We start from the raw sequence: 8,539 nt of genomic DNA, 5'->3' as shown, positions 1-8,539 counted from the left end.
AGACCTTCCCGGCCCTGGTCGGCGGCCTGTTCACCCGCTGGTTCCACCGCTGGGCCCTGCTGGCCGGCTGGGCGGTCGGCATGATCTACGGCACGGTGGCCGCGTACAACGTGGCGTCGCCGACGCAGAAGCACTTCGGCGGTTCGTCGGCGGAGATCCCCGGCATCGGGGAGATCGGTTACATCGGTCTGACGGCGTTCGTGCTGAACGTGGTCGTGACGGTGGTCCTCACCTTCGTCCTGAAGGCGGCGAAGGCCCCCGAGGGCGTCGACGAGACCAAGCCGGAGGACTACACGGCGGACGCGGGCGACCCGGGCGTCCAGGTGGAACTGCCACCGGCGACCGCGGGCTCCTCCCACTGAGCACCTGACATCGACGGGCCGCCGGAGAAAATCCGACGGCCCGTTGTCGTACCCGCCGGACGCTAGGGCCTGTTGCGCCGCGCGGCAGGCGCCGCTTTCGCAACAGGCCCTAGTCCCTCGTACGCCGGGCCATCGCGCCCCAGAAGTCGTCCAGTTCGCGCACGCGCATGCTGACCCAGGGCGGCGTCTTCCTCCGCACCCCCCTGGGCAGCCACCGCCGCACCCGGCCCGGCAACAGCGCCTGCTGCTGGCGGCAGAACGGCTCCCGGATCTCCCCCCGCGGTACACAACCCCGGGGCGGGTAGGGGCAGAGCTGGAACTTGCAGTCGGGCAGGCAGTCGGTGCCGGGCGCGGGCGGGTCCGAGATGCCGACCCGCAGGTCGGGCCGGAGCGGCCCACGGTCGCTGCGGACGCACGGCGGAAGCGACATCCCCGGCTGCTCCGCGCGGGCCATCCGCTCCTCGACCTCGTCCGGGTGCCCGTCCCGTTCGATGAGGTTCAGCATCACCAGCACGTCGGCGACGAGCCGCTGGGCGCGTGCGTCGAGGGTGCTCCACCCGACCGAGGGCGGGATCCACAGACTGTGCTTGCGGTATCCCTCGGGACGGCCCGTGCGGGCGCCGATGTTGTCGGCGACCCCCTTCTCGTCGATCCAGAGGAAGCGCTCGGGTTGCCCGGTCTCCAGCGCGAGGGCCACCAGGTCGCCCGCCTCGGCGACGAACGGGTGCAGGACCCGTCGGGGCGAGTCGCCGTTGACATGGGGATGGCCGGGCGGCCGGTTCACCGTGCCGGCCATCGACAGCCAGCGTTCCACGGTCTGTACGGCGGTCGCCCCGCCCAACGCCTGGGCCGGCTCGCGCGCCCCGTCGCGGGGGTCCCGGCCCGCCCTCGCCTTCTCGTCGTGCTCGTGGACGCTCACACTGTCCGGGAGCTCCCACAGGCACAGCGCCTGGAGCAGGATGAGCTGCGCATACCAGCACCGGGACTGCTGCAGCACGGTCTCCGCCTGGCGGATCAGGTCGGCGCGACCGCCCGGGTAGGCGTGCGGGTGCCTCTTGCGCCGGTTGGCCGCGTACTTGAAGCCCTGGGCCAGGGCCGCTTCGAGGGCGAGTGGCAGGTCGGGGACGCCGCCGGTGGCCTTCGGGTCGAGGTGGCGCAGCCACCTGGTGAGACGTTCCCGCGCCTCGTCACGGTGGGCCTCGTCGACCGAGCCCAGCAGCATGGGGATCAGCCAGGCACGCATCACGAACTCACGGAACAGATCGACCCGTTTGCCGCGGTACTCCTGGTTGAGTGTCCGCCGGTCCTGCTGAAGTCGGCCGATGCGGTCGGACCTGGCGCGGGAGGGCGCGGCAGCCCTCGCCACGGCCATGCGCTCGGCCCACTTCTCGTACTCCTGCCGCTTCCATGCCTTCAACTCGCCGAGCCTGTCGTTGTACTCCTGGACAGGGTCAGTGTTCAGCCCGACCCGCCCGCGGATCACGGCGAACGCCGCGTTGCCGCCCGTGCCGAACTCCTGGGCCGCGGCCAGGCGTATGGAGTAGTCGGGCTCCTGCACGCCGATCTCGAAGAGTTGTGCGTACAGCGGCGTGGTGTCGATCCGGTCCGAGACGCCCCGCAGCGCTGCCCCCAGTTGCTTGAGCAGCCTCAGTTTCGCGTCGTCGAGAGTGCGTCGATCGCCCTTGAAACCGGCCCAGCTTCCGCGCACCCGGTCCACGATGTCGCCGAGAAGTCTCGGCTCCTCCTCCGCGCTCTCGATCTCCACCGCGGCCGCGTAGAGGTCCAGGGCCTTCGGATCGTCCGTGCGACGGTCCGCGGCTCTGCAGAGCCGGTGGGCCAGGGTGTGCCCCCGCACGGGTGACTGACGGACCAGCTCCTCGATCTCCTTCTTCACCTCGGCGCGGACACCGCCCTCGCGGGCCCTGAGCTTCGCCGCGCGCCGCCGGGACAACAGCACCAGGGAGATGAGCAGTTCGCGGCTGGGACCGGGCGGCTGCAACGCCTGCTCGACGAGCTCTCCGGCGCCCCGCTCGCCCAGGTGGTTCAGGACGCGGTAGCCGAAGTAGGCCTGGACGATGCTGTGCGGGAACCGGACCCTGCGTTCGAAGCCCTCCACCAGAGCGAGCTTGTCCGCGTTGCTCGCGAGGCGGGCGAGGGCGGCACGGCACTGGTCCATGTTCCCCTCGCGCAGCCGCCTCCTCTCCTCCTCGCCGAGCCGCTCGCAGAGCGTGTCCCAGATCTGCTGCCGGTGCCACTCGGAGAAGACGTTCCCGCGTCTGCCGTACCGGTCGAAGGCACGCCGGCTGGTCCACAGGTGCTTGGCCCTGGCCTGCGCGCGCCGCGCCGCACCGGGGTGGACGTCGGTGTTCAGCAGCTCCCCGAAGCCGACCTCCAGCTTGTCCTGGAGCAGGCCGACGCACGCCAGGGCCGAGACCACCTCAAGGGTGTCACGGCGCTCCTGCGGGGTGAGCGCGACGTCCTCGCGCAGCCGGCCCTGGCACAGCGCCTGGTCCCACGTCTCCAGCAGCCACAGCCGCAGCGTGCCGCGGTCCCGGCTGCGGGTGTTCATGTGCTGCGGATCGGTGTCCGGCCGGTCGTGCTCCAGGGCTCCGTGGCGATGCAGTTCCCGGGCGATCTGCAGGTAGACGGGTGACTCGGTCACCTCCGCCGTCTCCACGATCCAGTCCACGCGACGCTCGTCCGTCTCCGGGACCTGCGCCTGGACGAAGCGCAGGGCCTCCTCCTCGCTGAGCGGTTCCAGCTCCACGATCGCCGCCGACGTGCTCTCCAGCGGGCTGTGCGGCCGGGAGGCGATGACGAGGGGCAGCTTCTCCTCGTGGGCGCGCTCGATGGCCCGCCGGATGATGTTGTCCCGGTTCTGCTGGTGGTCGTCGCCGAGGAGAGCCTCCTCCAGGCCGTCGGCGATGACGACCGGCTTGTCGTCGGCGAGCAGCTGCTGCCAGACCCGCTCGGTCTTGCCGCGGGCGAGGATGCCCCGGGGGGCCTCGTCGGCGAAGCGCCGCCTGGCCATGCATTCGAAGTTCAGTTCGGTCCCGTCGGTCGCGTCCCGCAGCCGGATCGGCACGGGCACGGCGTGCTGCCGGGCCAGCAGTTCGGTGAGCCGAACCAGGACGGCGGTCTTGCCCACGCCGACGCCGCCGACCAGCAGATAGGGCCGGCGCGTGTCGCGTTGCCGCAGCCGTTCGGCGATGACCTGGGCGATGTCCTCACGGCCCACGATCTCGGCGGTGTCCGGTCCGGCGGTGGGCACCAGTCGCCGGGGATCACCCCGCGCCTTCGCGAGGTAGCGCCGCTTCGTCCAGCGGTACCACCAGAACAGGAAAAGCGTGGCGGCGACCGAAGCGGTCAGTACCGGGCCGACGAAGCGCACGATGGTGTCGAACCCGTCGTTGCCCTTCCGCCACCGCTCGAAGCCGGTCGTGTCCTGCGAGATCAGGATGTACAGGCCCTCCACGCACCAGGCGAACAGCGCGAGCGCGGCCACCAGCCAGATGGCCCGGGTGACGTTGGTGTACGAGATCCACCGGCGCCATTTCCTGGGGCTGGTGGTGCCGCGGCGGGCCTCCAGACGGACTGTCAGCGCGTGCCAGTGGCCCACGAATCCGCGCCGGACCCAGCTCACCGCACGCCTCGGGGCCAGCGTCGCCATCGGCGCGTCGCGCGGCCGCTCCTTGCCGGGCGGGCGACGGACGACCCTCGTCATCATGCGACTCCTTCCGAGAAGGGCTCTCGAAACGGAGGGACCGCGGGGACCGCGGGCGCCGACACCTACCTCCATGGAAGCACTGGAGGGACACCCCGCAACCCGGCGGCCCGCGGCGAGATCCCCGGGCCGCCGTCGTACCCCGTCCGGCAGACTCGGGGCCATGAACACCGTGATCCGGCGGGTGGAACCCGACGAGTACGAGCCCCTCGGTGAGATCACCGCGCAGGCCTACCTCCAGGACGGCCTCCTCGAATTCGCGGAGAGCGACGAGTACCTCGGTGAGCTGAAGGACGTGGCCAAGCGGGCGGCCGCCGCCGAGGTGCTGGTGGCCGTCGGGAGAGGGCGACTGCTGGGCGGCGTGACCTTCGTCCCCGGCGGCGGGCCGATGGCCGACATAGCGCGCTTCGGCGAGGCCGAGATCCGCATGCTCGCGGTCGCCCGCGAGGCGCGCGGACGGGGCATCGGCGAGGCCCTCGTACGCGCCTGCGTCGACCGCGCACGGGCCACGGAAGGCTGCGTACGCATCGTCCTGTCGACCCAGCGCACCATGCACAGCGCCCACCGCATCTATGAACGCCTGGGATTCGTCCGCACACCCGAGCGGGACTGGAATCCTCTCCCCCACCTCGACGACATCACTCTGCTCACCTACGAGTTGACCCTCTGAAACCACGGAGACACTACATCTGGGGGTGACACGGCAGCCCGGCACAAGATGTATGCTCATGCTCGCTGTCGCCGCAGGGGAATCCGGTGCGAATCCGGAACTGTCCCGCAACGGTGTACTTGTGCATGTCCGTGCACAGGAGTCAGTCCGAGGACCTGCCGACAGCGCGCCCGGCCATCCGGTCGGCGCGCCTGACGTCCGGGCCTCGTGGAATGGGCCGGTGGACGCGACGCCGCGTGCGCTCGTGTGCTGCCCCCTGCCCTCGACGAGGCCCCGTGCCGAGCGAGGGAGAGCCCCCACGTGACCATCGCGCCAGCCGAACCGGCTTCAGCGGTCGAGCAGGACAACGGTCCCGGTGCCGCGCTGCTGCGGACCCTGACCGAGCTGACCGCCGACCTTCCCGACGCCGACCCCGGCCGGGTCGCCGCCGCCGCGTTGCGCGGCCGGTCCGCCCGGGCCGACGAGACGGAGCTGCGCGAGCTGGCCACCGAGGCGGCCGCCGGCCTGATCTCCGAGGACCCCGCCTACAGCAGGCTGGCCGCCCGCCTGCTGACCGTCTCCATCGCCGCCGAGGCCGCCTCGCAGGGCGTCACGTCCTTCACCGGGTCGGTCGCGGTCGGGCACCGCGAGGGCCTCATCGCCGACCGGACCGCCGAGTTCGTGCGCGTCCACGCGGCCCGGCTCGACGCGCTGATCGACACGGCCGCCGACGACCGGTTCGGCTACTTCGGTCTGCGCACCCTGCACAGCCGGTACCTGCTCCGGCACCCCCTCACCCGCAAGGTCATCGAGACGCCCCAGCACTTCATGCTGCGCGTCGCCGCCGGGCTGGCCGAGGACGACACCGTCCGCTCCGTGGACGAAGTCGCCGCGCTCTACGGGCTCATGAGCCGCCTCGACTACCTCCCCTCCTCCCCCACCCTCTTCAACTCCGGCACCCGGCACCCCCAGATGTCGTCCTGCTACCTGCTCGACTCCCCCAAGGACGAGCTGGACTCCATCTACGACCGCTACCACCAGGTCGCCCGCCTCTCGAAGCACGCCGGCGGCATCGGGCTGTCGTACTCCCGCATCCGCGCCCGGGGTTCGCTGATCCGCGGCACCAACGGGCACTCCAACGGCATCGTCCCGTTCCTGAAGACCCTCGACGCCTCCGTCGCGGCCGTGAACCAGGGCGGCCGGCGCAAGGGCGCGGCCGCGGTCTACCTGGAGACCTGGCACTCCGACATCGAGGAGTTCCTGGAGCTGCGCGACAACACCGGTGAGGACGCCCGCCGTACCCACAACCTCAACCTCGCGCACTGGGTCCCGGACGAGTTCATGCGCCGGGTCAACGCCGACGAGCAGTGGTCGCTGTTCTCGCCGTCGGACGTGCCGGAGCTGGTCGACCTGTGGGGCGAGGAGTTCGACGCGGCGTACCGCGAGGCGGAGGCGGCGGGGCTCGCCAAGAAGACGATCCCGGCGCGGGACCTGTACGGCCGCATGATGCGCACCCTCGCGCAGACCGGCAACGGCTGGATGACCTTCAAGGACGCCGCCAACCGCACCGCCAACCAGACCGCCGAGCTGGGCCACGTCGTCCACTCCTCGAACCTCTGCACGGAGATCCTGGAGGTCACCAGCGACGGGGAGACGGCGGTCTGCAACCTGGGGTCGGTCAACCTCGGCGCGTTCGTGGACCAGGGCGGCATCGACTGGGAGCGGCTGGACGAGACCGTCCGTACGGCCGTCACGTTCCTCGACCGGGTCGTGGACATCAACTTCTACCCGACCGAGCAGGCGGGCCGCTCCAACGCCCGCTGGCGTCCGGTCGGCCTGGGCGCCATGGGCCTCCAGGACGTGTTCTTCAAGCTGCGCCTGCCCTTCGACTCGCCCGAGGCGAAGGCCCTGTCCACCCGGATCGCCGAGCGCGTCATGCTCGCCGCCTACGAGGCATCCGCCGACCTCGCCGAGCGCAACGTCCCGCTCCCGGCCTGGGAGAAGACCCGTACGGCCAGGGGCGTGCTGCACCCCGACCACTACGGCGTCGAGCTGACCTGGCCCGAGCGCTGGGCGGCCCTGCGCGAGCGGATCGCCGCGACCGGCATGCGCAACTCCCTGCTCCTCGCCATCGCGCCGACGGCCACCATCGCCTCCATCGCGGGCGTGTACGAGTGCATCGAGCCGCAGGTGTCCAACCTGTTCAAGCGCGAGACGCTGTCGGGTGAGTTCCTCCAGGTCAACTCCTACCTGGTGGACGAGCTGAAGCGGCTCGGCGTCTGGGACGCCCGCAGCCGGGAGGCGCTGCGCGAGGCGAACGGCTCGGTGCAGGGCTTCGCCTGGATCCCCGAGGACGTCCGCGCGCTGTACCGCACGGCCTGGGAGATCCCGCAGCGCGGCCTGATCGACATGGCGGCGGCCAGGACCCCGTTCCTGGACCAGTCCCAGTCCCTGAACCTCTTCCTGGAGACGCCGACCATCGGCAAGCTCTCCTCGATGTACGCCTACGCCTGGAAGTCCGGGCTGAAGACGACGTACTACCTGCGCTCGCGCCCGGCGACCCGCATCGCCCGCGCCGCCCAGGCCGCTGTCCCCGCGCAGGCCACCCCGGACCCCGAAGCGGTCGCCTGCTCCCTGGAAAACCCCGAGTCCTGCGAGGCCTGCCAGTGATGTCCACCCGTTCCCAGAACCTTCTCGACCCCGGCTTCGAGCTGACTCTGCGCCCCATGCGCTACCCGGACTTCTACGAGCGCTACCGGGACGCCATCAAGAACACCTGGACGGTCGAGGAGGTCGACCTCCACTCGGACGTCGCCGACCTCGCCAAGCTCAGCCCCGCCGAGCAGCACCTCATCGGCCGCCTGGTCGCGTTCTTCGCGACCGGTGACTCGATCGTCGCGAACAACCTGGTGCTGACGCTGTACAAGCACATCAACTCCCCGGAGGCGCGGCTGTACCTGTCGCGCCAGCTGTTCGAGGAGGCCGTCCACGTCCAGTTCTATCTGACGCTGCTCGACACCTACCTCCCCGACCCGGAGGACCGCGCCGCCGCCTTCGCGGCCGTCGAGAACATCCCGTCCATCCGCGAGAAGGCCGGGTTCTGCTTCAAGTGGATGGACTCGGTCGAGAAGCTGGACCGCCTGGAGACCAAGGCCGACCGGCGCCGCTTCCTGCTGAACCTCATCTGCTTCGCCGCGTGCATCGAGGGTCTGTTCTTCTACGGCGCCTTCGCCTACGTCTACTGGTTCCGCAGCCGCGGCCTGCTGCACGGCCTGGCCACCGGCACCAACTGGGTGTTCCGCGACGAGACGATGCACATGTCCTTCGCCTTCGACGTCGTCGACACCGTCCGCAAGGAGGAGCCGGACCTCTTCGACGACCAGCTCCAGCAGCAGGTCACCGACATGCTGAGGGAGGCCGTCGAGGCCGAGCTGCAGTTCGCGCGCGACCTGTGCGGTGACGGCCTCCCGGGCATGAACACCGACTCGATGCGGCAGTACCTGGAGTGTGTCGCCGATCAGCGCCTGACGCGCCTCGGCTTCGCCCCGGTGTACGGCTCCGAGAACCCCTTCTCCTTCATGGAGCTGCAGGGCGTTCAGGAGCTCACCAACTTCTTCGAGCGGCGTCCGTCGGCGTACCAGGTGGCGGTGGAGGGCACCGTCGACCTGGACGAGGACTTCTGAGTCCTGGCCCTGTCGCGTTCCTGGGCCTCCCTGATCTGACGGTCGATGCGCCGGTCGTGCACGATCCCGATCACTGAGGGGAGGACCAGGAGGACGAACATGCCGAACACGGTGAGCATCG

Annotated in this window: 4 protein-coding genes, 1 pseudogene and 1 riboswitch; of the genes and pseudogenes, 4 read left to right on the top strand and 1 reads right to left on the bottom strand. The window is 70.6% G+C overall.

Going from position 1 to position 8,539, the window contains the following annotated elements; translation table 11 throughout:
- Positions 1–362, top strand: a pseudogene (locus ABZ078_RS39620) (sodium:solute symporter); the annotation flags it as partial.
- Positions 363–471: 109 nt separating this feature from the next.
- Here the strand turns inward: ABZ078_RS39620 and ABZ078_RS39615 are convergent.
- Entirely contained in the window at positions 472–4,089 is a 3,618-nt protein-coding gene (locus ABZ078_RS39615) for an NACHT domain-containing protein (RefSeq protein ID WP_356583387.1), read from the bottom strand.
- Between the two features lie 160 nt (positions 4,090–4,249).
- Here ABZ078_RS39615 and ABZ078_RS39610 point away from each other — a divergent pair, with 160 nt between their 5' ends.
- From ABZ078_RS39610 to ABZ078_RS39600, 3 genes are all read left to right on the top strand, one after another.
- Positions 4,250–4,756: a GNAT family N-acetyltransferase gene (locus ABZ078_RS39610; RefSeq protein ID WP_356583386.1), complete on the top strand. Its 507-nt coding sequence runs from the start codon at positions 4,250–4,252 to the stop codon at positions 4,754–4,756.
- Positions 4,757–4,773: 17 nt separating this feature from the next.
- Positions 4,774–4,934: riboswitch (cobalamin riboswitch) on the top strand.
- 122 nt (positions 4,935–5,056) lie between these two features.
- The gene (locus tag ABZ078_RS39605) at positions 5,057–7,405 is read left to right on the top strand and encodes a ribonucleoside-diphosphate reductase subunit alpha (protein WP_356583385.1); all 2,349 of its coding nucleotides are present in this window, start codon (positions 5,057–5,059) and stop codon (positions 7,403–7,405) included.
- Positions 7,405–8,418, top strand: a complete 1,014-nt coding sequence (locus tag ABZ078_RS39600) for a ribonucleotide-diphosphate reductase subunit beta (RefSeq protein WP_356583384.1) — start codon at positions 7,405–7,407, stop codon at positions 8,416–8,418. Before ABZ078_RS39605 ends, ABZ078_RS39600 begins: the two co-directional genes overlap by 1 nt.
- Positions 8,419–8,539: the final 121 nt, after the last annotated feature.

The organism is Streptomyces sp. NPDC006385 (assembly GCF_040612485.1).
Classification (GTDB): Bacteria; Actinomycetota; Actinomycetes; order Streptomycetales; family Streptomycetaceae; genus Streptomyces.
This window is presented reverse-complemented; position numbering and strand designations above follow the sequence as displayed.